This window comes from Pseudomonas sp. GW821-FHT10C09 (genome assembly GCF_059415465.1).
Genome location: NZ_JBWKNG010000001.1, coordinates 259,573 through 281,601, shown reverse-complemented (window position 1 = coordinate 281,601; position 22,029 = coordinate 259,573). Strand labels below are relative to the sequence as shown.

At 60.6% G+C, this 22,029-nt stretch carries 23 protein-coding genes; 15 read left to right on the top strand and 8 right to left on the bottom strand.

Features of this window, described 5'->3' with window-relative positions; all coding sequences use genetic code 11:
• Positions 1-80 precede the first annotated feature (80 nt).
• Together AC07N8_RS01270 and AC07N8_RS01265 are read left to right on the top strand one after the other, a co-directional pair.
• Positions 81-1,079 (top strand): magnesium chelatase ATPase subunit I, encoded by a 999-nt coding sequence (locus tag AC07N8_RS01270; RefSeq protein ID WP_493141956.1) that lies wholly within the window; start codon positions 81-83, stop codon positions 1,077-1,079.
• 101 nt (positions 1,080-1,180) lie between these two features.
• Complete coding sequence (locus tag AC07N8_RS01265; RefSeq protein ID WP_493142004.1) at positions 1,181-1,744, top strand: vWA domain-containing protein; 564 nt, start codon at positions 1,181-1,183, stop codon at positions 1,742-1,744.
• A 118-nt stretch (positions 1,745-1,862) separates the two neighbouring features.
• On the opposite strand, the gene AC07N8_RS01260 is transcribed toward AC07N8_RS01265, so the two are convergent.
• Positions 1,863-3,086: an NADH:flavin oxidoreductase/NADH oxidase family protein gene (locus AC07N8_RS01260; protein ID WP_483842402.1), complete on the bottom strand. Its 1,224-nt coding sequence runs from the start codon at positions 3,084-3,086 to the stop codon at positions 1,863-1,865.
• Between the two features lie 77 nt (positions 3,087-3,163).
• Here AC07N8_RS01260 and AC07N8_RS01255 point away from each other — a divergent pair, with 77 nt between their 5' ends.
• Positions 3,164-3,574 (top strand): MerR family transcriptional regulator, encoded by a 411-nt coding sequence (locus AC07N8_RS01255; protein ID WP_483842401.1) that lies wholly within the window; start codon positions 3,164-3,166, stop codon positions 3,572-3,574.
• Here the strand turns inward: AC07N8_RS01255 and AC07N8_RS01250 are convergent.
• Together AC07N8_RS01250 and AC07N8_RS01245 are read right to left on the bottom strand one after the other, a co-directional pair.
• Positions 3,565-3,822, bottom strand: a complete 258-nt coding sequence (locus AC07N8_RS01250) for a DUF2790 domain-containing protein (RefSeq protein WP_493141953.1) — start codon at positions 3,820-3,822, stop codon at positions 3,565-3,567. The two genes, AC07N8_RS01255 and AC07N8_RS01250, sit on opposite strands and share 10 nt — an antisense overlap.
• 63 nt (positions 3,823-3,885) lie before the next feature.
• Entirely contained in the window at positions 3,886-5,424 is a 1,539-nt protein-coding gene (locus AC07N8_RS01245) for an MFS transporter (protein WP_493142002.1), read from the bottom strand.
• 112 nt (positions 5,425-5,536) lie between these two features.
• Here AC07N8_RS01245 and AC07N8_RS01240 point away from each other — a divergent pair, with 112 nt between their 5' ends.
• A complete protein-coding gene (locus AC07N8_RS01240) occupies positions 5,537-6,403 on the top strand; it encodes a LysR family transcriptional regulator (protein WP_483842399.1) in 867 nt (288 codons plus the stop codon).
• Between the two features lie 85 nt (positions 6,404-6,488).
• Here AC07N8_RS01240 and AC07N8_RS01235 read toward each other — a convergent pair whose 3' ends face one another.
• Positions 6,489-6,932, bottom strand: coding sequence for a thioredoxin family protein (locus AC07N8_RS01235; RefSeq protein ID WP_483842398.1), 444 nt, complete (start codon positions 6,930-6,932; stop codon positions 6,489-6,491).
• A 391-nt stretch (positions 6,933-7,323) separates the two neighbouring features.
• Between AC07N8_RS01235 and AC07N8_RS01230 the strand changes: the two genes are divergently transcribed.
• From AC07N8_RS01230 to AC07N8_RS01185, 10 genes are all read left to right on the top strand, one after another.
• Entirely contained in the window at positions 7,324-7,572 is a 249-nt protein-coding gene (locus AC07N8_RS01230) for a type II toxin-antitoxin system Phd/YefM family antitoxin (protein WP_493142000.1), read from the top strand.
• Positions 7,562-7,843 (top strand): type II toxin-antitoxin system RelE family toxin, encoded by a 282-nt coding sequence (locus tag AC07N8_RS01225; protein ID WP_493141951.1) that lies wholly within the window; start codon positions 7,562-7,564, stop codon positions 7,841-7,843. Before AC07N8_RS01230 ends, AC07N8_RS01225 begins: the two co-directional genes overlap by 11 nt.
• Before the next feature lie 298 nt (positions 7,844-8,141).
• On the top strand, positions 8,142-8,990 hold the full coding sequence (locus AC07N8_RS01220; RefSeq protein WP_493141949.1) for a transporter substrate-binding protein: 849 nt from the start codon (positions 8,142-8,144) through the stop codon (positions 8,988-8,990).
• 52 nt (positions 8,991-9,042) lie between these two features.
• Positions 9,043-9,705, top strand: a complete 663-nt coding sequence (locus AC07N8_RS01215) for an amino acid ABC transporter permease (RefSeq protein WP_008015908.1) — start codon at positions 9,043-9,045, stop codon at positions 9,703-9,705.
• A gap of 8 nt (positions 9,706-9,713) precedes the next feature.
• Positions 9,714-10,376 (top strand): amino acid ABC transporter permease, encoded by a 663-nt coding sequence (locus AC07N8_RS01210; protein ID WP_140682616.1) that lies wholly within the window; start codon positions 9,714-9,716, stop codon positions 10,374-10,376.
• Entirely contained in the window at positions 10,373-11,179 is an 807-nt protein-coding gene (locus tag AC07N8_RS01205; protein ID WP_493141946.1) for an amino acid ABC transporter ATP-binding protein, read from the top strand. The genes AC07N8_RS01210 and AC07N8_RS01205 overlap by 4 nt, the downstream gene beginning before the upstream one ends.
• A gap of 30 nt (positions 11,180-11,209) precedes the next feature.
• On the top strand, positions 11,210-11,599 hold the full coding sequence (locus AC07N8_RS01200) for a RidA family protein (protein WP_027923783.1): 390 nt from the start codon (positions 11,210-11,212) through the stop codon (positions 11,597-11,599).
• Between the two features lie 160 nt (positions 11,600-11,759).
• Positions 11,760-12,524: an IclR family transcriptional regulator gene (locus AC07N8_RS01195; RefSeq protein ID WP_483842395.1), complete on the top strand. Its 765-nt coding sequence runs from the start codon at positions 11,760-11,762 to the stop codon at positions 12,522-12,524.
• 39 nt (positions 12,525-12,563) lie between these two features.
• On the top strand, positions 12,564-13,781 hold the full coding sequence (locus tag AC07N8_RS01190) for an amino acid deaminase (RefSeq protein ID WP_483842394.1): 1,218 nt from the start codon (positions 12,564-12,566) through the stop codon (positions 13,779-13,781).
• A 143-nt stretch (positions 13,782-13,924) separates the two neighbouring features.
• On the top strand, positions 13,925-14,857 hold the full coding sequence (locus AC07N8_RS01185; RefSeq protein WP_493141944.1) for a sugar kinase: 933 nt from the start codon (positions 13,925-13,927) through the stop codon (positions 14,855-14,857).
• A gap of 114 nt (positions 14,858-14,971) precedes the next feature.
• Here the strand turns inward: AC07N8_RS01185 and AC07N8_RS01180 are convergent, their stop codons facing one another.
• Together AC07N8_RS01180 and AC07N8_RS01175 are read right to left on the bottom strand one after the other, a co-directional pair.
• Positions 14,972-15,247 carry a peptidylprolyl isomerase gene (locus AC07N8_RS01180; RefSeq protein WP_007898282.1) on the bottom strand — a complete coding sequence of 92 codons (276 nt, stop codon included), beginning with the start codon at positions 15,245-15,247 and terminating at the stop codon, positions 14,972-14,974.
• Between the two features lie 51 nt (positions 15,248-15,298).
• Positions 15,299-17,836, bottom strand: coding sequence for a hybrid sensor histidine kinase/response regulator (locus tag AC07N8_RS01175; RefSeq protein ID WP_483842392.1), 2,538 nt, complete (start codon positions 17,834-17,836; stop codon positions 15,299-15,301).
• A gap of 121 nt (positions 17,837-17,957) precedes the next feature.
• On the opposite strand from AC07N8_RS01175, the gene AC07N8_RS01170 reads away from it, so the two are divergent.
• On the top strand, positions 17,958-19,058 hold the full coding sequence (locus AC07N8_RS01170; protein WP_493141942.1) for a PilT/PilU family type 4a pilus ATPase: 1,101 nt from the start codon (positions 17,958-17,960) through the stop codon (positions 19,056-19,058).
• A 115-nt stretch (positions 19,059-19,173) separates the two neighbouring features.
• Here the strand turns inward: AC07N8_RS01170 and AC07N8_RS01165 are convergent, their stop codons facing one another.
• Both AC07N8_RS01165 and hbdH read right to left on the bottom strand, forming a co-directional pair.
• On the bottom strand, positions 19,174-21,129 hold the full coding sequence (locus tag AC07N8_RS01165; RefSeq protein ID WP_493141940.1) for an acetoacetate--CoA ligase: 1,956 nt from the start codon (positions 21,127-21,129) through the stop codon (positions 19,174-19,176).
• A 120-nt stretch (positions 21,130-21,249) separates the two neighbouring features.
• On the bottom strand, positions 21,250-22,023 hold the full coding sequence (gene hbdH, locus AC07N8_RS01160) for a 3-hydroxybutyrate dehydrogenase (protein ID WP_483842389.1): 774 nt from the start codon (positions 22,021-22,023) through the stop codon (positions 21,250-21,252).
• Positions 22,024-22,029 lie beyond the last annotated feature (6 nt).

Below are 22,029 nucleotides of genomic sequence, written 5' to 3'. Positions count from 1 at the left end.
ATGTGATGGCCTCTTCGCGAGCAGGCTCGCTCCCACAGGTTAAACGCTTACCTGCCACCGACCATGACCGAGATTTAACAATGACCGACACCCCGCATTTCCCCTTATCCGCCGTGGTCGGCGCCGACGACTTGAAGCTCGCGCTGTACCTGACCGCCATCGACCCGAAAATCGGCGGTGTGCTGATTGAGGGCCCGCGCGGCATGGCCAAATCCACCCTGGCCCGGGGCCTCGCGGACCTGCTGGCCAGCGGTCAATTCGTCACCTTGCCGCTGGGCGCCACCGAAGAACGACTGGTCGGCACCCTCGACCTCGACGCTGCTCTGAGCGACGGCCGTGCGCAATTTTCCCCCGGTGTACTGGCCAAGGCCGACGGTGGCGTGCTCTACGTCGACGAAGTCAACCTGTTGCCCGATCACCTCGTCGACCTGTTGCTCGACGTCGCCGCCAGCGGCACCAACCTGATCGAACGCGACGGCATTTCCCATCGGCATTCGGCGAAGTTTGTGCTGATCGGCACCATGAACCCGGAAGAGGGCGAGCTGCGTCCGCAACTGCTCGACCGCTTTGGCCTGAACGTCGCCCTCAGCGGTCACACCGCACCGACCGAACGGGGCCAGATCATCCGTCGGCGGCTGGACTTCGACAGCGATCCGCAGCGCTTTTGCGCACAGTGGGAACTCCAGCAACAGGCGCTGCGCGAACAGTGCGAGAAGGCCCGTAGCGTGCTGGCGAGCATCCTCCTCGACGATCAAGCGTTGGCGCTGATCACCGAGCGCTGCTTTGCCGCCGGCGTCGATGGCTTGCGTGCTGACCTGGTCTGGCTGCGCGCCGCTCGCGCCCATGCGGCATGGCGCGGTGCGAACGCGATCACCGAGGACGATATCGACGCCGTCGCTGAATTCGCCTTGCGCCATCGTCGCCGCGAGCAATCACCGCCAGCGCCGCAGCACAGACAGTCGCCATCTCCGCAACATTCCACCCCGAGCGAAGGCCAGGGCCAATGGGGTGAAATGCCCGCCCAGGCGCTGCCGGTTGGCGCCCGTCGTGAAGTGCCGAGCTGGCCAAAAAAGCCCTAGGCATTCGCCCTCGATCTGACGCGGGGGCGAATGCCAGACCCCGCGCAGGACGGCTGGACAACGGCAAACAGGGCAAACGCCATGCCGCACGCAGCGGCTCGATCAACTGGCCCGGCACTTTACTCAATGGTCGGCCACGTCAGCGCAGCGATGTGCTGTTTCACCTGCGAACTCGAAGCGCCCATGAACTGTGGCTGGTGATTGTCGATGCCTCGGCCTCGACGCGGCGTCATCAGGCATTGAGCGATGCCAAGGGTTTACTGGCGCAGTTGTTTGACGATGCGTACCGCCAGCGCGCGCGGTTGGCGTTGTTGACGGCCAGCGGCAATGTGCCGAAATGGCAGGTGCAAGGTTTGAAAGCATCCAGCGGATTACGCACCTGGCTGGATGGGTTGGGCGCAAGCGGTGGCACGCCAGTGTTGGCTGCGCTGGGTGAGGCGGGGCGTTGGTTGGCGACGCGCAAGAAGCGCTTCCCGGCGGAGCAGCAGCGTGTGTTGTTGCTGACCGATGGGCGGTTGAAGGAGTGGTCGCTATTGCCTGCGCTGGATTGTCCCGGTCTGCTGATTGATATCGAGCGCGGGCCGATCCGGCTGGGGCGGGCGAAGCAGATGGCGGCGGAATTACGAGTGGATTATCGGCACATTGATGAGCTGATTCCTGGTTGAATTATTGGTTGCCTGTGCTGGCCCCTTCGCGAGCAGGCTCGCTCCCACAGTGGATCTGCAGTGTTCACAAAACCTGTGGGAGCGAGCCTGCTCGCGAAGGGCGCGACTCGGTCTAAATCTATTTGCCCATCGCTTGACGGTACTGCCGCGTACGCCGGCCAATGTACAACCGGTCAAGAATCAACGCCCACACCGCTGACACCTGCGGCCGAGGCTGGCGCCCGCGACTCAATCGATGCAGCTGAAACTTCACCACCGCCATGCTCGCCAGTGCGGCGAGCGGTTTGCGTTTCCACAGGATCGGCGGCAGTTGCGGGTGGCTGTTACGGCCTTCGCGCCAGTGTTTGACCAATTGCGGTTCAACCGCCAGCGCCGTGCCGATGCCGGCCATGGCGATGCCGCTGTCGAGCACCTGCTCCACGATCGCCAGGCGCCGAATGCCGCCGGTCACCATCACCGGCATGCTCGCCACGCTGGCCAGTTCACCGGCCATTTCCAGGAAGTAGGCTTCGCGGGCCAAGGTCCGGCCGTCGCGGGCTTCGCCTTGCATGGCCGGGGCTTCGTAGCTGCCGCCAGAGAGCTCCAGCAGATCGATGTGTTGCTCGTTGAGCCACAGAATGACCTGGCGGGCATCGTCGGCGTCAAAGCCGCCACGCTGGAAGTCGGCGGAGTTGAGTTTCACTGCCACGCAAAACTGTGGCGAGACTACGCGGCGAACGGCGCTGACCACTTCCAGCAGCAAGCGTGCGCGGTTCTCCAGTGATCCGCCCCAACCGTCGGTGCGGCGATTGGTCAATGGCGAGAGGAACTGGCTGATCAGGTAACCGTGCGCCGCATGAATCTGTACGCCAGTGAACCCGGCCTTTTCGGCGAGGGCCGCGCTGGTGGCGAAGCGGGCGATCACCTCGGCGATATCGGTCTCGGACATCGGCTTCGGCTCAGCGAACATTTTCGAAAACGCCCCCAGGTCCAACGCCACGGCGGACGGTGCCCAGGCTTGCTGGCCGAGATTGGCCATGGTCTGGCGGCCGGGATGATTGAGCTGCATCCAGAACTGCGCACCACCCGATCGGCCGATGGTTGCCCACTGACGAAAGCGTTCGAGGTCGCGTTCGTCCTCCAATACGACGCCACCGGGGCCGGTCATGGCGCGGCGGTCGATCATCACATTGCCGGTCAGCAACAGGCCCGCTTCGCCCTCGGCCCAGGCCTGATACAGCTGAAACAACGCGCCTGACGGTGCTTGCCCGGTGTCGGCGAGATTTTCTTCCATGGCGGCTTTGGCAATACGATTGCCGACGGTCTGGCCGTTGGGCAGATTCAACGCTTGGAAGGGCGACATGCTTGACTCCTCATCAGGAAAGAGCAGAGGCTAAGCTTAAAGTTAACTTTAATGTCAAGCAGGCAAATGAGGCCGAGATGAAGATTGGTGAATTGGCGCAGTTGAGCGGGTTGAATGCATCGCGCATTCGGTTCTACGAGTCTCAGGGGTTGATTCGTCAGGTAGAGCGTTCGGCCAACGGCTACCGGCGCTATCCCGCACAAGTCCTGCAAACACTGATGATCATTCAATGCGCGCAGCAGGCCGGGTTCAGCCTCGAAGAGCTGAAGCAGCTGCTACCGGACACGGTGACAGGCGAGTTCAAGCGCGAAGAGCTGGTGGCGGGGCTGGTGCGAAAGATCGAGCAGATCGAACAAATGCAACTTCACCTGGCCCAGAGCAAGGCGAAGTTGCTGGTGGTGGTCGAAGGCATCCAGGCGCGACCTGACGGGATAGCCTGTGAGGCGAATGCCGAGCGGGTGATGGCGTCGCTCAAGCATCAGTTCTGATCGATGCACGAATCACCGAACGCCTGGTAGCGCAGAACGTGGGTGGCGCCCATCGTGTCGACGTAAGTCATCTCCCGTGGGCCGATGCCGCAATAATCGCCGCTGGTGATGTTGACGACCTTGGCAATGTTCAGCAGTTTCGAATAGCGGTAGTCCTCGACGTTCGAGGGGCTGGCGGTGGCGGCAGACGCGGCGGCTGCAGTGCCGCTCAGGGCAATCAGAAACAGCGCGGACAGGAGACTTTTCATGGCGGGGCTCTCGTAGTGGCTACTGAACGATTTCAGTGGCAGTACGACGAGCCCCGTCAGGGTTTATTCCAGGCCCAGGGCAAAGTTTTTTGGCGACGGGACCGGATGGCGCATCAATGTGCCCACCACCAGCGCCCCCGCCAAGGCCAGTAAACCTGCGACGCAGAGCAACAGACTGAAACCGCCGACAAAGGCCTGGCGAGCCAAAGGCTCGATCAACGGTCTTGCGGTTTCCGGGAGCAGATTCAGCGCCGCGGTCATGTCGCCCGCCACCACCCGCGAAGCGATGCCTTGTGTCTGGCCGAGCCATGCCGCGCCCTGAGTCGATAGAGTGCTGCGCAACAACAGTTCGGTATGACTGGAGAGCAACGCACCATAGACACCGATGGCCAACACGATGGCGCTGAAACGCATGGTCGTGCTCATGCCCGAGGCCATGCCGGTGCGCTCGCGGGGCACGCAGGCCATGATGTTCTTTTGCGTGTCGCCATTGAGCAGTCCGGCGCCGGCACCCGTCACAGCAATCGCCAGGGCAAAGGACAGGTAACCGCCACTGCTGACGGCCCAGGCACTGAGCAAGTTGCCGCTGCCGACGAGGGTCAATCCGCCCGCCATCAACGCGGCTGGCGAAAACCGTCCGGCCAGCCGCGCGCCGATGCGTGGGCAAATCAGCATGGTCAATGCAAACGGCAACATCCCGAGCCCTGACGCGATGGCCGAAAAGCCAAGGCCGTTTTGCAGATAAAACGGCAGCAAGGTCATCATCACTTGAGCGCAACCGGCGTAGGCGAACATACCAAGCAGCGCGCCGATAAAGCGCGGATGTTTGAACAATTGCAGGTCGACCATCGGCCGCTGCTGCATCCGCTCAATCACCACGAACAGCCCCAACAACACCGCGCCGCCAACGAGCCGGGCGTAGGTGACCGGGTTGCTCCAGCCGATGCGGTTCGCCTCGATCAAGCCCCAGATCAGGCACAGCAAACTCGCACTGAATGCCAGGCTGCCCCAGGGGTCGAGGCGCGCGGACTGGGCGTCCCGGGATTCCGGCACGGCGCGCCAGACCATGAACATCAAGAACAATCCCACCGGCAGGTTGAGGTAGAAAATCCAGCGCCAGCCGATGTATTCGGTGATCAGCCCACCGACCGTCGGCGCGGCGGTCATCGCCACGCCCATGCACGCGCCCCAGAACGCCCAGGCCTTGGCCCGTTCGACCTCATCGTGAAAGGTGTGGCCGATGGAGGCCAGGGCCGAGGTCAGCAACAACGCCGCGCCCACGCCCTTGATCGCCCGTGCAATGTCGAGGAACAACGCGTTGGGCGCCGCACCGCAACCGAGGGAGGCGAGGATGAAGATACCCAGACCCCAGAGCAGGGTTTTCTGCCGGCCAAAGCGGTCGGCAATGCTTCCCGCTGGCAGCAGCAGGGCAGCGAACGCCAGCATGTAGGCACTGACCACCCACTCGATGTCGGCAAAGTTGGCGCCCAGGTCCCGCGCGATGGTCGGGAGGGTGACCGCGACGATGTTGGTGTCGAGCACGATCAGCGAGCAAACGCCTGAGGCTGTGAGTAATGTAAGGCGTGGGCTCACCTTGGGTATGGCGGACATGGCGGCAACTCTTTACGGTGAAGGTCCGAGCAGCTTATCGTCGGACAGCGCCTGTTTTATTAGGCGCGAGTCGCCATCTCATTACCTTTGAGCTAACGCATCAATGGATATTCGCCATTTTCGCTATTTTCTGGCCGTTGCCCGGCAGCGCAATTTCACCCGGGCCGCCGAACAATTGGGCATCGCGCCGCCGACCCTGAGCCGGCAGATCCAGGACATGGAAAGCGAACTGGGCACTCGATTGTTCCTGCGCCAGCAGCGTGATGTGAAGCTGACCGAGGCGGGGGCTGCGCTGCTGATCGAAGCCGAGGCGACGGTGCGCCAATTCGAGTTTGCTCAGCGCAATGCGCAACGGGCGGGACGTGGCGATATTGGCCACATCGAGTTGGGGTATGTGGCCTCGGCAGTGTTCTCTGGTTTGCTGCAAAAACAGGTACACGCCTTCAGCCGCGAATGCCCCGACGTGAGCCTGAATGTGCGGGAAAGTCCCATGGCCACGTTGCCGGCCATGGTGCTCGATGGACGATTCGACGTGGGTTACGTCCGTTCGCCGATGACGTTGCCCGAAGGACTCGAAGCCATTCGCCTCGACGAAGAGGGCTTCGTCCTGGCGCTGCCGACCGAGTCCTGGCTGTGCCGTTTGCCGGACATTGGACCGCAGCATTTGCAAGACGAGACCTTCATCCTGCCGGAGCAAATCAGCGGCACGTTGCAAGTGGCCGCTGCCGGGGGATTCTCCCCGACATTAGGCGCGCAACCGGGCGGGTTGGTGGCGGTGATTGCGTTGGTGTCGCTGGGGCAGGGCGTGGCGGTGGTGCCGGAGTCGGTGGTCGGGCATGTGGGTTTGCCCGGCGTGCTGTATCGCACGATCAAGGGCTGTGCGGCGACGTCGTGGCTGTCACTGATTTATCGACGCTTTGAAAAGTCGGCGGCGGTGGCGCGGTACATCGAGCAGATCAAAAATCCCTGAAACCAAAAGCATAGCGAGCTAGCTGGATCTGTAGGAGTGAGCCTGCTCGCGATAGCGTCTTGCCAGACACCAACACTCCCAAGCCCTAACACCCGCTACGACAATTCAACCGCTCAAACGCCCGAGGCACCGTACACAACCCGCGTAACGTCTGGCGCAACCACGCCACATCGTGACTCGGTTTACGCGGCACATATTGCGGCCTCAGCCTGCCGACGTGGCTGGCGAAATCCTCCTCCAGAGTCTCCTGAGAGCCAATGCCCTTGAGCTTCTTCAACAGTCTCCCGTCCTTGAAGAACAGCACAGTCGGCGTACCGGTAACATTCGGGTGCCGCGGTGATTCGCTGGTGCTCAACACATAGATGTTCGCGTGATGACGATAGCGCTGGGCAACTTCACGAAAGATCGGTTCTGCCCATTCACAGGCCGGGCAGTGTTCATTGGTGAAAAGCCAGATCACCGGACGCCAGGTTTTCAGCGCCTTGCGGTAGACCGGGGCCAGCGATGCCAGGTGGTTTGTCGAGCCCATTGAAATCTCCTTTTCACAACGACCGTCGAGGTTTGTCGACGTTAAAGGAGGGAGCAGGGCGGGTCTACTGTCAGAAATTACAGGTCGCCTTCTCCTACGCCGTAAACGATCCGGCCTACTGAATCGCAAGATCAAACTGACAGGAAGTACGGAAATCCGGAAGTGAGTTGCGTGGTACTTTTTTATCAGTCCGTCAATGTCGATGGGTATGGAGCTGAAAAGGGATGGGCTGAAATCGATGAGCGAAAACCTGGAGCACACACTCAGTGCTAAAAATCATAGGCAGCACACAGCTCAGGAGGAACATGGCCTGTATGCCGAAAGGTTGGAGGCAGATACGCTTTGGAGTGCTATTTTTAGCACGTCTAAAAGCACTCTGAGGAACGAGTTCATGACACATATCGTACTTTCGCAGGTGGTAGCCAGCATCTCTGAACTGAAGAAAAACCCAATGGGGACTGTCGCTGCCGGTGGAGGTCTGCCTGTGGCAATTCTGAACCGTAACGAGCCGGCCTTCTATTGCGTCCCTGCCAAAGAATACGAAGCGCTGATGAATCGTTTGGAAGACCTGGAACTGATTGCCCTTTGTAAAGAGCGGGAAAACGACCCGACGATAAAGGTTTCGATTGATGACCTATGAGTTGGAGTTCTCCGAAAAAGCCTGGAAGGAATGGAAGAAGCTTGGAGCAACCCTGAGGGATCAGTTCAAAAAGAAACTTCAGGAGCGGCTTGCAGACCCGCATGTCCCTGCAGACAGGCTGAGCGGGCTTGGGAATGCTTACAAAATCAAGCTGCAGAGTGCCGGATATCGAATGGTCTATCGCGTGATTGATGAAGTACTGGTAGTAACAGTAATAGCCGTAGGAAAAAGAGAACGCGGTGATGTTTACAGGGACGCCGCTGTACGCTGATGTGATGGTTCTAAGTCAATTCGCTACTATTTCCCCAATGGTGCTCTCGCACCGATTTAACTCGTTAAATTCCCCACTGTGAACCACATACCCGCACGCTGTAGCCAACGGTAGCGCTTCCCACCGCGTGCGTTTGGTAACAGATCCCTCAGCGTTTTTCCCATCCCGTTGATTCAAATCGTTTTTCACTCTCCCCAACATTTGCTCCACAACCTGTGGCACACTTTCTGCTGTCTATTCCGTTGTTACATACCTACGTCCGGTATAGCGGAATAAACATCATCCTGGAGTGCTTGCCATGCATCGCCGACCTTCCTTGTTAAAAGCGTGTTTTTTTGTTCTCGCGGCAACCGCCGCTGCCATGGGCGTGGCCCAGGCGGCGGACAGCAAGCTCGATAGCGTGCTGGCCCGTGGGAAATTGATTGTGGGCACGGGCAGTACCAATGCGCCGTGGCACTTCCAGGGAGCGGATGGCAAGTTGCAGGGGTTCGATATCGATATCGGGCGGATGATTGCCAAGGGGTTGTTCAACGATCCGACCAAAGTCGAGTTTGTGGTGCAGTCGTCCGACGCGCGGATTCCCAACTTGCTGACTGACAAAGTCGACATCAGTTGCCAGTTCATCACCGTGACCGCCAGTCGTGCGCAACAAGTGGCGTTCACCCTGCCGTACTACCGCGAAGGCGTCGGCCTGCTGCTGCCGGCCAACAGCAAGTACAAGGAAATCGAAGACCTCAAGGCTGCCAACGACAGCGTGACCGTGGCGGTCTTGCAGAACGTATACGCCGAAGAGCTGGTGCATCAGGCGCTGCCCAAGGCCAAGGTCGATCAATACGACAGCGTGGACTTGATGTACCAGGCCGTTAACTCCGGCCGTGCCGATGCCGCCGCCACCGATCAGTCGTCGGTGAAATACCTGATGGTGCAGAACCCTGGCCGTTATCGCAGCCCGACTTACGCCTGGAGCCCGCAAACCTACGCTTGCGCGGTTAAACGCGGCGATCAGGACTGGCTGAACTTCGTCAACACCACCCTGCATGAAGCCATGACCGGCGTTGAGTTCCCAACTTACGCGGCCTCCTTCAAGCAATGGTTCGGTGTCGATCTGCCGACTCCTGCGATTGGTTTCCCTGTCGAATTCAAATGATCCCGTGAGAGCGGGGCGCCCATAACGCGCCCCGCTCAAGGTACTGCTGACCATGAACTATCAGTTGAACTTTGCCGCCGTGTGGCGCGATTTCGACACCTTGCTGGCGGGGCTCGGCCTGGGTCTTGAGCTGGCGCTGGTGTCGATCGCCATCGGTTGCGTGATCGGCCTGATGATGGCGTTTGCTTTGCTGTCCAAGCACCGCGCATTGCGGGTGCTGGCGTCGGTGTATGTGACGGTGATCCGCAATACGCCGATTCTGGTGTTGATTCTGTTGATCTACTTTGCCTTGCCGAGCCTCGGTATCCGGCTGGACAAGATCCCGTCGTTCATCATTACGCTGTCGCTGTACGCCGGGGCGTATCTGACCGAGGTGTTCCGTGGCGGCTTGTTGAGCATTCCCAAGGGTCAGCGTGAAGCAGGACTCGCTATCGGTCTCGGCGAGTGGCAGGTCAAGGCGTACGTCACCGTGCCGGTGATGTTGCGCAATGTACTGCCGGCCTTGTCGAACAACTTCATTTCGCTGTTCAAGGACACTTCGCTGGCCGCTGCGATTGCGGTGCCGGAGCTGACCTATTACGCGCGCAAGATCAATGTCGAGAGCTACCGGGTGATTGAAACCTGGCTGGTGACCACGGCGCTCTATGTGGCGGCCTGTTACCTCATTGCCATGATGCTGCGTTACCTCGAGCAGCGTCTGGCGATCCGCCGATAGGAGCCCCCATGTACGAATCCCCTAGTTGGTTGCATGAGTTATGGGTTGCCCGCGAAGTGTTGTGGCAAGGCTTCCTGACCAGTGTGCAGGTGTCGGCGCTGGCGATTTTGCTGGGCACGATGGTCGGCATTGTCGCCGGTCTGGTGCTGACCTACGGCAAGTTCTGGATGCGCGCGCCGTTCCGTTTCTACGTCGACCTGATTCGCGGCACGCCGGTGTTTGTGCTGGTGCTGGCCTGCTTCTATATGGCGCCGGCACTGGGTTGGCAGATCAGTGCGTTTCAGGCCGGGGCCTTGGGGCTGACGCTGTTTTGCGGCTCTCACGTCGCCGAGATCGTGCGCGGTGCGTTGCAAGCGTTGCCCAGTGGCCAGATGGAAGCGAGCAAGGCGATTGGCCTGACGTTTTTCCAATCCCTCGGGTACGTGCTGTTGCCTCAGGCGTTGCGGCAGATCCTGCCGACCTGGGTCAACTCGTCGACCGAGATCGTCAAGGCCTCGACGCTATTGTCGGTGATCGGCGTGGCAGAGTTGTTGCTCAGTACGCAGCAGATCATTGCCCGGACTTTCATGACCCTGGAGTTTTACCTGTTCGCCGGATTTCTGTTTTTCGTCATCAACTACGCCATCGAATTACTCGGCCGGCACATTGAAAAGCGGGTGGCCTTGCCATGACTCAACCTTCGCTCTCTAACGTAAAAGCAGCTCAAAACGATCAGCCCCTGCTGGACATTCGCGGGTTGCACAAAAAGTACGGTCAGCTCGAAGTGCTCAAGGGCGTCGACCTGACCATGCAGCGCGGCAACGTCGTCACGCTGATCGGCTCCAGCGGCTCGGGCAAGACCACGCTGCTGCGCTGCGTGAACATGCTCGAAGAATTCCAGGGCGGGCAGATCATGCTCGACGGCGAGTCCATCGGGTATGACGAGGTCAACGGCAAGCGCGTGCGCCATGCGGAAAAAGTCATCGCCCGGCACCGTGCAATGACCGGCATGGCATTCCAGCAGTTCAACCTGTTCCCGCACCTTACGGCGTTGCAGAACGTCACGCTCGGTTTGCTCAAGGTGAAAAAACTGCACAAGGACGAGGCTGTCGCGCTGGCGGAAAAATGGCTGGAGCGCGTCGGCTTGCTGGAACGCCGTGATCACTATCCCGGTCAGTTGTCCGGCGGTCAGCAACAGCGCGTGGCGATTGCCCGGGCGATTGCGATGAACCCGAGCCTGATGCTGTTCGACGAAGTCACCTCGGCTCTCGACCCGGAGCTGGTCGGCGAAGTGCTGAACGTGATCAAGGGCCTGGCCGACGAAGGCATGACCATGTTGCTGGTCACCCACGAAATGCGTTTTGCGTTCGAAGTCTCGGACAAGATCGTCTTCATGAATCAGGGGCGTATCGAAGAGCAGGGGCCACCCAAGGAGCTGTTCGAGCGCCCGCAATCACCGCGTCTGGCTGAGTTTCTCAAAAATACGCGCTTTTAACTTTCCAGAATTCAATCAGGAGAAACACTCATGAGCATTACTCGTTACGGCACCGGCAGTAGCGCCGCTGGCGGTACGCCTCGTCCTTTTGCCCGCGCCGTTGAAGCCGATGGCTGGTTGCACGTGTCCGGGCAGGTGCCGGCGCTGGATGGCGAGATCATTACCGGCGGCATCGTCGAACAGACCCACCAGACCATGAAGAACCTGATCGCGATTCTGCAAGAGGCCGGTTATGGCCTGGAAGACGTGGTGCGTGCTGGCGTGTGGCTGGAGGATCCGCGGGATTTCACCAGTTTCAACAAGGTTTTCTCCGAGTACTTCAAACCCGAACACGCGCCGGCCCGTGCCTGTGTGCAGGCGAACATGATGGTCGACTGCAAGGTCGAGATCGACTGCATCGCGTACAAGAAAAAGGCCTGAGACTTGCGGTGACTCCATCGCGAGCAGGCTCACTCCTACAGTTGGAATGCATTCCCCTGTGGGAGCGAGCCTGCTCCGGGCGGCGTTCCGACGAAGGCGGCCTAACAGTCGCCACCGCACTCTAGGTAAACTCCCGGCACTTTGTATGGGAACCACAGACATGACCGAAGACACCATCAAGCGCCGGGCTCGCGGTCTGGACCGGGCGTTCGATATCCTCGATTTTCTCAAGGAAATCGGCAAACCCCTGCGCCCGAATGAAATCGCCAGCGGCATCGGCAGCCCGAAATCCACGGTCTACGAACTGGTCGCGTCCCTGCTGGAGCGACGCATCCTGGAAGCCGTGGGCAAGGATGGTCACGTCTACCTCGGCCGTCAGCTGTACTTCCTCGGGCAGGCACATTTGCGGCATTTCGACCTGACCCGCGAGGCCGATCACGCCTTGCAGGAGATCGTCAGCCAGACCCACGAAACCGCCCAGATGTGCCTGCTCAACGGGCGCAAATACACCGTGGCGCTGATGAAGGAGGGCGAGCGGCATTTCCGCATTTCCTCGGACATCGGCGAAAACGCGCCGATTCCCTGGACCGCTTCCGGGCGCCTGCTCTTGGCGCATTTGAGCGACGAGGAAATCGTCGACCTGATCGACCACGACGACTTCATCCTGCCCAACGGCGAACGCCTGCCGCTGGAACAGTTTCTGGCGGAAATCCGTCAGGCCGGCATCGACGGGTTTTTCTCCTTCGATAGCGTCGCCGACACCTTTACCCATTGCTTCGCCGCCCCGGTCAAAGACCCCAACGGCGTGGCCATCGCGACGCTGTGCATCGTGGCCCCACGGGCCGATGCCAAGACGCATTACAACGACTATCGCCGGGTGCTGATCGACAACGCCAACCACCTGGCCCGGCGTATCAACGAATAAATGCGGCTGCCTGCGGCCGCTAATGTGAGGAGTTCGACCATGTCTACTGCCAACAATACTGCCGCTGTGGAAAAGGGCTTTGCCCAGACCGGCGCCAACCTGGTCCGCGATGTCAGCCTGCCGGCGCTGGTGCTGCACCGCGAAGCGCTGGAACACAACATTCGCTGGATGCAGGACTTTGTCAGCAACAGTGGCGCCGAACTCGCGCCCCACGGTAAAACCAGCATGACCCCGGCTTTGTTTCGCCGCCAACTGGACGCCGGCGCCTGGGGCATCACCCTCGCCAGCGCCACGCAAACCCGTGCGGCGTATGCCCATGGCGTGCGTCGGGTGCTGATGGCCAACCAATTGGTCGGTACGCCGAACATGGCGCTGATCGCCGATTTGCTGGCAGACCCGACGTTCGATTTCCATTGCATGGTCGATCATCCGGACAACGTCGCTGACCTCGGCGCCTACTTCGCCTCACGCGGCGTGCGCCTGAATGTGATGATCGAATACGGTGTGGTCGGCGGTCGTTGCGGTTGCCGCACTGAAGATGAAGTCATCGCACTGGCCAAGGCTATCAATGCGCAACCGGCGCTGGCCCTGACCGGCATCGAAGGCTACGAAGGCGTCATCCATGGTGATCATGCGGTCACCGGCATCCGCGCATTCGCCGGGTCTCTGGTGCGTTTGGCCGTGCAGTTGCAGGACAGCGGCGCGTTTGCGATCGCCAAGCCGATCATCACTGCATCGGGTTCCGCCTGGTATGACTTGATTGCCGAGGAGTTCGAAGCGCAGAACGCGGCCGGGCGTTTCCTCAGTGTGTTGCGTCCGGGCAGCTATGTGGCCCACGACCATGGCATCTACAAGGAAGCGCAATGCTGCGTGCTCGACCGTCGCAGCGATCTGAATGAAGGCCTGCGCCCGGCGCTGGAGGTCTGGGCACACGTGCAGTCGATGCCAGAGCCGGGTTTTGCGGTGATTGCCCTGGGCAAGCGCGATGTCGCCTACGACGCCGGTCTGCCGGTGCCGTTGCTGCGTTACAAGGCCGGTGTGGTGCCGGCGAAGGGCGATGACGTCAGTGCCTGCAAGGTGACGGCGGTGATGGACCAGCACGCGTTCATGACCGTGCCGCCGGGGGTTGAATTGCGGGTGGGCGACATCATTTCGTTCGGTACTTCGCACCCGTGCCTGACGTTCGACAAGTGGCGCACCGGGTGTCTGGTGGATGATCAGATGAATGTCATCGAAACCATGGACACCTGTTTCTAAGGCTTGAGATCGAAGCGCGACCATCGTCGGAACGCCGCCCGGAGCAGGCTCGCCCCCACATTGGAATGCATTTCCTTGTGGGAGCGAGCCTGCTCGCGAAGAGGCCCGCCCAGACAACAAAGAAACACCAGAGACCCCACACAATGCACACCATCAACACCCTCGGCCCCAACACCCCGCGCATCGCCCTGATCGGCGAGTGCATGATCGAGCTGCAACAACGCGCCGACGGCAGCCTGCAACAAAGCTTCGGCGGTGACACCCTGAACACCGCCGTCTACCTGTCCCGTGAGCTGGGCGCGAGCGGCGTCGTCGATTACGTTACTGCCCTGGGCGACGACAGCTTCAGCGACGCGATGTGCCAGAACTGGGCCAGCGAAAACATCGGCCTGGGCATGGTCCAGCGTTTACCGGGACGTTTGCCCGGTTTGTATTGCATCCAGACCGACGCCGCCGGCGAACGCCGTTTCCTTTACTGGCGCAACGAAGCGGCCGTGCGCGATTGCTTCACCACACCCGCCGCCGCGCCGATTCTGGCCGCGCTGCCGGATTACGACGTGCTGTATTTCAGCGGCATCACCCTGGCGGTACTCGGCGTGCAAGGTCGGGAAAAGCTGCTGGAAACCCTGATCGAAGCCCGCCAGCGAGATGCGCGGATCGTCTTCGACAACAACTACCGGCCACGCTTGTGGGCGTCGGTTGAAGAAGCGCGTGCGGCGTATCGCAGTGTGTTGCCGTATGTGGACCTGGCGTTGCTGACGGTTGAGGATGAACAGGCGCTGTTTCATTTTTCCAGTTGCCAGGCGGTGTTTGCCGCTTACGAGCAGATCGGCACGCCGGAAGTGGTGCTCAAGCGCGGTTCAGACGCGTGCCTGATTCGCTGTGATGGCGAGTCGTTTGAAGTGCCGGCGCAGAAGGTCGAGCGTGTTGTGGACACGACGGCGGCGGGGGATTCGTTCAGCGCGGCGTACCTGGCCAGTCGGCTCAAGGGCGGGAGCGCGGTTGAAGCGGCCGAGGCGGGGCATCGGTTGGCGAGTCGGGTGATACAGGTGCCCGGTGCATTGATCCCTAGATAAGGGGTGAATGGCCGTTTGCTGCGCAATCGGATCGCGAGCAGGCTCGCTCCCACAGGGGAACGCATTCCAATGTGGGAGCGAGCCTGCTCGCGATGAGGCCCGAAAGCCAAACCATCAATCCCGGTAAAACACCTGCACCAGGTGATACCCGAACTTGCTCTTGATCGGTCCATGCACCACCCGCAGCGGTTTCTTGAAAATCACCGCATCGATGACGCCGACCATCTGCCCCGGGCGCACTTCACCGAGGTCGCCGCCGCGCTTGCCGGACGGGCAGGTGGAGTACTTTTTGGCCAGCACATCGAAGGCTTCGCCCTTGGCGATGCGTTGTTTGAGCTGCTCGGCTTCTTCCGAGGTTTTCACCAGAATATGGCGGGCTTGAGCTTTCATGGGGCGTACCTTGCAACGTGCTGACAGCGGGGCGGGCGATTATGCCTCAAGTCACTCGGGTTGGCCGATCATCGTGCGAATCTTGTTGGCCAGCAAGTCGATGGAAAAAGGCTTGGCCACCATGTCCATGCCTTCCTCCAGAAAGCCTTGGCGTTCGGCGGCGGTTTCCGCGTAACCGGTCATGAACAGCACTTTGAGGTCCGGCCGATGCTGGCGGGCGATCTCCGCCAGTTGGCGGCCGTTCATGCCCGGCAGCCCGACATCGGTCACCAGCAAATCAACACGCAAATCCGATTCCAGCAAAGGCAGGGCGGTCTTCGCGTCTTCGGCTTCATGAGCGTGGTAACCCAGCTCATTGAGCAAGTCGAGCACCAGCATGCGCACCGCCGGATCGTCCTCCACCAGCACCACGGTTTCACCGGCAATCGCCGCCGGCGCCTCACCCGTGACCGGCATCAGCACGTCTTCCGGCTCCATGGCATGCAAGCGCGGCAAGTACAGGCGCACGCTGGTGCCCTTGCCCGGCAGGCTGAACAGGCTGACATGGCCGCCCGATTGCTGGGCGAAACCGTAGATCATCGACAACCCCAGCCCTGTGCCTTGGCCGATGGGTTTGGTGGTGAAGAACGGGTCAAATGCCTTGGCCAGAACCGAGGGTGTCATGCCGGTGCCGTTGTCACTGACGGCAATCATCACGTAATCCCCGGCCTTGACCGGTTCCAGTGTGGTGATGTCGCTGCCGTCCAGGTACACATTGGCCGTTTCAATCAGCAATTGGCCGCCATCGGGCATCGCATCGCGGGCGTTGATGACCAGGTTGAGCAGGGCGTTTTCCAGTTGGCTGACATCGGTGCTGATCGGCCAGACCTCATCGGCCAGTTGCAGTTTGAGTTCGATGTGGTCGCCCTTGGTCCGGCTGAGCAGATCCTCCAGCGAGCGCACCAGTTCATTGGCGTTCAGCGGTTTGCGATCCAGTGATTGGCGACGCGAGAACGCCAGCAAGCGATGGGTCAACGCGGCGGCGCGATTGGCCGAAGACACCGCGGCTTCGGTAAAGCGGCCGATCTCGTGGATGCGCCCGTCGGCGATATAACGCTGCATCAGGTCGAGACTGCCGATGATCCCGGTGAGCATGTTGTTAAAGTCATGGGCGATGCCACCAGTGAGCTGGCCGACCGCTTCCATTTTCTGTGCATGGCGCAAGGCGTCCTCGGCACGCTCGCGTTCGACCATTTCGTTTTGCAAGCGCTGGTTGGTTTCGGCCAGTTGCTGGGTGCGGGCGGCGACGCGCTCTTCGAGGGTTTCGTTGAGATTGCGCAAGGCTTCTTCGGTCTGTTTGCGCTCGGTTTCGTCAATCACAAAAATGTAGAAGCCATTCACCGCGCCATCCCCGCCGTGGCGCGGCAGGTAGTTCATCAACGCATGCCGCAGGCTGCCGTCACGGTGCGACGTGCTGATGCTGAAACAACAAGGCTTGCCCTTGAGCGCCTCGGCAATGTGTTCCGCGCGCAAGGCATAGGCCTCGTCACCCAACACCTCTCGGATGGTTTTGCCAAACAGTTCCTGCGGCGTCAGGCCATACCAATCGAGGTAGGCTGAGTTGTTCAGGCGGAAACGCTCTTCGCTGTCGACGTAGCTGATCAGGATCGGCATCGCGTTGATGATCAATTGCAGCTCGGTCTGGCTCTGGCGCAAGGCCTGTTCGGTGCGTTTGCGCTCGGTCAGGTCCAGCGCGGCGCCGAGAAAACGCATCGGCCGGCCGTGGTGATCCTTGTAGCAGCGCCCCCGGGCAAACACCCAGTTCAACTGGCCATCAGGTTGCAACAGACGATATTCCTCGGCGTACTCGGTGCCATGGGTGATGCAGTGCTTGATGCTGCGCGCAATCATCGCCCGGTCTTCCGGGTGCACGCCGTGCAGGTAGGCGCTGATCGGCAACTCCCCGGCCAACGCCGGATCGATGCCGTGCAGTTGGGCGAAATGGGCGTCGGCGAGAAAGCGGTCTTCGCTGATGTCCCAGTCCCAGGTGCCCACCGAGTCTGTCGCGGCCAAGGCCAATTGCAGGCGCTGTTCCGTTTCGCGCTGGGCCTTGAGGCTTGCGGCGGAGCGCTGTTCCAGTTCGAGGGCGATGCGGCGACGTTCGTTGGTTTCGATGGCGGTGACCAGAATGCCCGCCACCTCGGCGCTTTCATCGCGGATCGGGCTGTAGGTCAAATCCAGCCAGAAGTCGGAATCGCCACCGTCACGTTGCAGGGTAAAGCGCTGTTCGCTGTAGGTGCGCACCTGGCCTTGTAGGACTGCGCTGTAAATCGGGTCGGTAAAGTCTCGAAACTCTGGCCATATCTGGTGCGTCGGCTGTCCGAAAGCGTGTGGGTGTTTGCTTCCGGCGAGCAGGGCAAAGCCATCGTTGTAGATCTGCGTGAGTTCCGGCCCCCACAGCAACAGCATCGGCATCGGTGAGTGAATCACGATGTCGACGGCGGTACGCAGGCTTTGCGGCCAGGTGCCGGCAGGGCCCAAAGGGGTCTGTGTCCAGTCCAGTCGGGCAATCAAGGCCTGGGCATCGCTGCCGGTGGGTGATGCGTTCATCAAGTGGTCCTGCGCTTAAGTCGGTGTGGCGGCGTCAACTATCCTCGTAGGGCAGTAGACGCTGAATGACCCGTTTTGGGTCATTATTTTTTCATTGAATGCTTCGCGGGTGCTTTTTGCCATGGAAATCGATGCACTGTTAACACAGTTGGCCAAGCGTAATGGCGCTGATCTTTACCTGTCCACGGGAGCGCCACCCAGCGCGCGGTTCGACGGCGAGCTCAAACCCCTGAGCGCTCAGCCGTTCAAACCGGGTGAAGTGGCGGCGATTGCCGCGAACATCATGGACGCCGAACAGCGTCTTGAGTTCGACCGTGAGCTGGAAATGAACCTGGCCCTGTCGCGGCCAGGGATCGGGCGCTTTCGAGTCAACCTGTTCAAGCAGCGCAACGACGTGTCCATTGTGATTCGCAACATCAAACTCGACATCCCGCGTTTCGAAGACCTCAAGTTGCCGCCCGTATTGCTGGACACCGTGATGCTCAAACAAGGCCTGATGCTGTTCGTCGGCGCCACCGACTCGGGCAAGTCGACGTCGCTGGCGGCGCTGATCGATTACCGCAATCGCCACAGCAGCGGCCATATCGTCACCATTGAAGACCCGATCGAGTACATCCACCGGCACCAGCAGTCGATCATCAACCAGCGCGAAGTCGGGGTCGACACCCGAAGTTTTCATGCCGCGTTGAAAAATACCCTGCGCCAAGCACCGGATGTGGTGCTGATTGGCGAAATCCGTGATCGCGAGACCATGGAGCACGCACTGGCGTTTGCCGACACCGGTCATCTGGTAATTTCCACGTTGCACGCACACAACGCCTATCAGGCGCTGGACCGCATCATCAATTTCTTCCCCGAAGAACGTCACACGCAACTGCTACATGACCTGGGCAACAACCTCAAGGCGTTCGTCTCCCAACGCCTGGTGCCGACCCGCGACGGCCAGCGCCGGGCGGTGGTGGAGGTGATGCTGGGCACGCCGACGATTGGCGATTTGATTCGGCGCAATGAGCTGTCCGAGTTGAAAGGCATCATGGAGAAGTCGGCGGAGTCGGGGATGCAGACGTTTGACGGTGCGCTGTATGCGTTGGTCGTAGAAGGGGCGATCAGTGAGGAGGAGGCGTTGAAGCATGCGGATTCGGTGAACAATTTGCGGTTGCGGTTGAAGCTGCACGCGGATGCATCAGCGCCCGCTTCAGGAGAGTGGGGCCTCATGGACTGACACAGATCTAAATTTGTAGGAGTGAGCCTGCTCGCGATAGCGGTTTATCAGTCACCATTAATGTTGGCTGACACACCGCTTTCGCGAGCAGGCTCGCTCCCACAGGGGATTTTCTTCAGCTCTGGAGTTCCGGGCGGTTGCGGAATTGTTCCAGCGCCTCGGGATTGGCCAGGGCGTCGGTGTTCTTTACCTTCTGGCCATGCACCACATTCCTCACCGCCAGCTCGACTACCTTGCCGCTGATGGTCCGTGGAATATCAGTCACCACGACAATCTTCGCCGGCACATGCCGTGGCGTGGTGTTGGCACGAATGACTTGGCGAATCTGCTGCTGCAAGGCTTCATCCAGTTCAACGCCGTCCTGCAAGCGCACAAACAGCACCACCCGCACGTCATCCTGCCATTGCTGACCAATGGCCACGCTGTCCAGTACCTGCGGGACTTTCTCCACCTGACGGTAGATTTCCGCTGTGCCGATGCGCACACCGCCGGGGTTGAGTACCGCGTCCGAACGCCCGTGGATCATCATCGCGCCGTGGGGCAGTTCTTCGGCGTAATCGCCCTGGGCCCACACGCCGGGGAACTGGCTGAAATACGAAGCGTGCAGCTTTTCCTGCTGCGGGTCGTTCCAGAAACCGATGGGTATCGCCGGGAAGTGCCGGGTACACACCAACTCACCTTTCTCGCCGATCACCGGTTGACCCTCGTCGTTCCAGACTTCAACCGCCATGCCCAGGCTCTTGCCCTGTATTTCGCCGCGACGCACCGGTTGAAATGGGTTGCCGTTCACAAAGCACGAAACGACGTCGGTGCCGCCGGACATCGAAGCCAGGCAGACGTCGGGTTTCAGGTCGCGGTAAACGTAGTCGTAACTTTGGGGCGATAGCGCGGAGCCGGTGCACAGCAGGGTTTTCAGGCTGCTCAGGTCATGGCTTTGCCGTGGCTTCACGCCGCTGCTTTCCAGGGTCGCCAGGAATTTCGGACTGGTGCCGAAGACGCTGATCTGCTCATCGTCAATCAGGTCGATCAAGCGTTCCGGGCCTGGATGGAACGGCGAACCGTCGTACAGCACCACGGCACTGCCCACGGCGAGGGCCGAGACCAGCCAGTTCCACATCATCCAGCCGCAGGTGGTGTAGTAGAACAAACGGTCGCCAGCGCCGAGATCGCAATGCAGCCCATGTTCCTTGACGTGCTGCAGCAATACGCCGCCGGTGCTGTGGATGATGCATTTCGGCACGCCGGTGGTGCCGCTGGAATAAAGAATGTACAGCGGGTGTGCGAAGGGCACGGGGACGAAATCCGGCTCGCCGCCGGCGTCGTAGAAATCCCCCCACAACGTCACATTGGCGTGGGTATGGAAGTCGACGATGTGCGCCTGCGGCCGTGCATAAGGCACCACAATTAACTGCTGCAAGGACGGCAGGCGTTCAAGTATTTCGTTGATTTTGCCGGTCTGGTCGATGTCCTTGCCGGCGTAGCGATAACCGGCGCAGGTGATCAGTACTTTCGGTTCGATCTGGCCAAAGCGGTCGATCACGCCTTGGGTGCCGAAGTCTGGCGAGGAGCAGGACCAGATCGCTCCCAGGCTGGTGGTGCCGAGCATCGCCACCAGGGTTTGCCAGGTGTTGGGCATGCACGCGGCGACACGGTCGCCGAGGCCGACGCCAGCAGCGATCAGACTGTGCTGAAACCCGGCGACATGCTCGGCCAGCTCCGCCCAGGTCAGGTGTTCGCGCTGGCCGCTCTCACCAATGGCAACCACCGCGATGGCATCGTCGCGACGGCGCAGCAGGTGTTCGGCAAAGTTCAGGGTGGCGCCGGGAAACCACTGGGCGCTGGGCATTTGCGTGCCCTCGACCAGCACTGCGTCGGGCTGGTCGTGAAAGCGAATGTCGAAGAAGTCGACGATGGCCTGCCAGAAGTTTTCGCGCTGATCGATGGACCATTGGTGCAGGGCCGGGTAGTCATCGACGTGGACGTGATGGCGCTGACTGATGGAACGCCGAAAGGCTTCCATTCGCGTCTTGGCGATGCGCTCGGCGCCGGGTTGCCAGAGGATGTCGGACATGGTTTGCCTCTTGTTCTATCTGCAGATCCATTCGCGAGCAGGCTCGCTCCCACATTGAAATGCGATCCCCTGTGGGAGCGAGCCTGCTCGCGAAGAACGATAACGCGGTCTATTGGGGGGTTACTGCGCCAACCACCCACCATCAATATTCCACGCCGCACCCCGCACCTGGCTGCCGGCCTCGCTGCACAGAAACAGCACAAGCTCGCCTAGTTGCGGCGGGGTAACGAACTCCAGTGACGGCTGCTTCTCGGCCAGCAAATCATGCTGCGCCTGCTGCGGGTCGATCCCGGTCGCCGCGCGGTCATCAATCTGCTTCTGCACCAGCGGCGTCAACACCCAGCCCGGGCAGATCGCGTTGCAGGTCACATGCGTCGTCGCAGTTTCCAGGCCCACCACTTTGGTCAGGCCAATCACCCCATGCTTGGCCGCGACGTACGCGGCTTTGCCCACCGAGCCCACCTGGCCATGCACCGAGGCGATGTTGATGATCCGCCCCCAATTCTTCGCACGCATGCGCGGCAGGCACAGGCGGGTGCTGTGAAACACCGACGACAGGTTGATCGCGATGATCGAGTCCCAGCGCTCCACCGGAAACTCTTCCACCGACGCCACGTGCTGGATGCCGGCATTGTTGACCAGAATGTCGATACCGCCGAATTCACGCTCGGCATACGCGACCATGTCGGCGATCTGCGCCGGATCGCTGACGTCGGCCGGGTGATGACCGACCTTGCCGCCGAACTGCTGGACCTCGGCTATCACCTTGGAAGCATCACCGAAACCATTGAGCACCACGTTGGCACCGGCCTTGGCCAGGCTGAGCGCAATGCCCAGGCCGATGCCGCTGGTGGAACCGGTGACCAGTGCGGTCTTGCCTGTAAGAGTCGTCATGAATAC

Excerpts from the sequence above, each read along its gene's own strand:
- AC07N8_RS01270 (WP_493141956.1), top strand. The coding sequence starts at position 81 with ATGACCGACACCCCGCATTTCCCCTTATCCGCCGTGGTCGGCGCCGAC.
- AC07N8_RS01260 (WP_483842402.1), bottom strand. The coding sequence starts at position 3,086 with ATGTCGCCCTTCCAAGCGTTGAATCTGCCCAACGGCCAGACCGTCGGC.
- AC07N8_RS01255 (WP_483842401.1), top strand. The coding sequence starts at position 3,164 with ATGAAGATTGGTGAATTGGCGCAGTTGAGCGGGTTGAATGCATCGCGC.
- AC07N8_RS01250 (WP_493141953.1), bottom strand. The coding sequence starts at position 3,822 with ATGAAAAGTCTCCTGTCCGCGCTGTTTCTGATTGCCCTGAGCGGCACT.
- AC07N8_RS01240 (WP_483842399.1), top strand. The coding sequence starts at position 5,537 with ATGGATATTCGCCATTTTCGCTATTTTCTGGCCGTTGCCCGGCAGCGC.
- AC07N8_RS01235 (WP_483842398.1), bottom strand. The coding sequence starts at position 6,932 with ATGGGCTCGACAAACCACCTGGCATCGCTGGCCCCGGTCTACCGCAAG.
- AC07N8_RS01230 (WP_493142000.1), top strand. The coding sequence starts at position 7,324 with ATGACACATATCGTACTTTCGCAGGTGGTAGCCAGCATCTCTGAACTG.
- AC07N8_RS01225 (WP_493141951.1), top strand. The coding sequence starts at position 7,562 with ATGACCTATGAGTTGGAGTTCTCCGAAAAAGCCTGGAAGGAATGGAAG.
- AC07N8_RS01220 (WP_493141949.1), top strand. The coding sequence starts at position 8,142 with ATGCATCGCCGACCTTCCTTGTTAAAAGCGTGTTTTTTTGTTCTCGCG.
- AC07N8_RS01215 (WP_008015908.1), top strand. The coding sequence starts at position 9,043 with ATGAACTATCAGTTGAACTTTGCCGCCGTGTGGCGCGATTTCGACACC.
- AC07N8_RS01210 (WP_140682616.1), top strand. The coding sequence starts at position 9,714 with ATGTACGAATCCCCTAGTTGGTTGCATGAGTTATGGGTTGCCCGCGAA.
- AC07N8_RS01205 (WP_493141946.1), top strand. The coding sequence starts at position 10,373 with ATGACTCAACCTTCGCTCTCTAACGTAAAAGCAGCTCAAAACGATCAG.
- AC07N8_RS01200 (WP_027923783.1), top strand. The coding sequence starts at position 11,210 with ATGAGCATTACTCGTTACGGCACCGGCAGTAGCGCCGCTGGCGGTACG.
- AC07N8_RS01195 (WP_483842395.1), top strand. The coding sequence starts at position 11,760 with ATGACCGAAGACACCATCAAGCGCCGGGCTCGCGGTCTGGACCGGGCG.
- AC07N8_RS01190 (WP_483842394.1), top strand. The coding sequence starts at position 12,564 with ATGTCTACTGCCAACAATACTGCCGCTGTGGAAAAGGGCTTTGCCCAG.
- AC07N8_RS01185 (WP_493141944.1), top strand. The coding sequence starts at position 13,925 with ATGCACACCATCAACACCCTCGGCCCCAACACCCCGCGCATCGCCCTG.
- AC07N8_RS01180 (WP_007898282.1), bottom strand. The coding sequence starts at position 15,247 with ATGAAAGCTCAAGCCCGCCATATTCTGGTGAAAACCTCGGAAGAAGCC.
- AC07N8_RS01175 (WP_483842392.1), bottom strand. The coding sequence starts at position 17,836 with ATGAACGCATCACCCACCGGCAGCGATGCCCAGGCCTTGATTGCCCGA.
- AC07N8_RS01170 (WP_493141942.1), top strand. The coding sequence starts at position 17,958 with ATGGAAATCGATGCACTGTTAACACAGTTGGCCAAGCGTAATGGCGCT.
- AC07N8_RS01165 (WP_493141940.1), bottom strand. The coding sequence starts at position 21,129 with ATGTCCGACATCCTCTGGCAACCCGGCGCCGAGCGCATCGCCAAGACG.
- hbdH (WP_483842389.1), bottom strand. The coding sequence starts at position 22,023 with ATGACGACTCTTACAGGCAAGACCGCACTGGTCACCGGTTCCACCAGC.